Here is a 1256-nt window from a genome sequence, read left to right on the forward strand (position 1 = left end):
GGTATGACCAGTTGGCCGCCCTTATATGAGGATAGACGACAGCACAAAAAGTGCCACCTGAATTTTACTGCTGCATAAAACAGGCAAAAAAAAGAGGAGGGGAAGGTGAACCAGCCGCGCGGCAGATAGCGCACGACTGACTGTACAGAGGATTAAAGTTTATTGAATCTTACCGAGACGGGCATGGCATTAATCTGATTGCGACCGTTGTTTTTTGAGAGGTACAGCGCTTCATCAGCGGCACTCACAATATCCGACTGATCCTCAATGTCCGGATCCTGATCTGGCATATAGGTCGCAATCCCCTGGCTGATGGTGACGCGATTAAATTCACTGAAGCTGTGTTTGATGCCCAGCACTTCAATGGATTCCATAATATGCTGCGCCACAATCCACGCCCCTTTCAAATCCGTATCCGGCAGAATCGCGGCAAATTCTTCGCCGCCAAAACGTGTCACGACATCGGTGCTGCGTTTGAGTGATTTTCGTAATGTACGGGCGACCAGACGCAGACAGGCGTCACCGGAAAGATGGCCGTAGTGATCGTTAAAATGTTTGAAGTAATCGATGTCGATCATCACCACGGTCAGCGGCGTGCGGTTACGCTTGGCACGCATGTATTCATGGCTGAGCACTTTTTTAAATTCACGGCGGTTCGGCAATTTGGTCAGCGAGTCCGTGCGCGCCTGAATTTCCAGACGGCGGTTAGCTTTGACCAGTTTCAGTTCCAGCAACTTACGTTCATGCACATCTTCGGCGGTGCCATACCAGCGCTGAATGGAGCCGTCAGCGGCATAGCTCGCTGCGGCACGAATGCGCATCCAGTTCCAGCCGCGGTCTACGTGGCAGAAACGAACTTCAATATCCAGGGGGGCGCCGGTCTTCAGGCAATGTTCCCAGGTTTGTACGGCAGCACGACGGTCTTCCACATGCATACTCTGGATCCACTTATCTGCCAGAATATCCTGTCGCGTCATGCCGGTAATCCGCTGGAAGCGCGAGCTGACGTCGTTGAGCAGACCGCGCGGATCGGCTGTCCACGGGATTTGCGGGTTCAGCTCAACCATATTGCGGTAATGCTCCTGGCTTTCACGCAGTGCTCTTTCCATACGTTTGAGGCTGGTAATGTCGGTCATCGCGACGGAAAGGCCATTAAGCTGATTCTGCGTATCACAGGCGGCTTTGATACGTACAAAGAAAACCTGATTCTTACCGGGAACGGAAAATTCGCGGTCCGGCGTGGTTTCATTCCGCTT

The 1256-nt window shown here is 52.4% G+C and carries 1 protein-coding gene; it reads right to left on the minus strand.

All coding sequences use genetic code 11. The annotated features are described in order from the left end of the window. Positions 1-152 precede the first annotated feature (152 nt). The coding region (locus AC1DUO_RS25135) for a GGDEF domain-containing protein (protein WP_477989405.1) at positions 153-1256 on the minus strand (1104 nt) is incomplete at its 5' end.

The organism is Rahnella sp. P4_A8 (assembly GCF_056402435.1).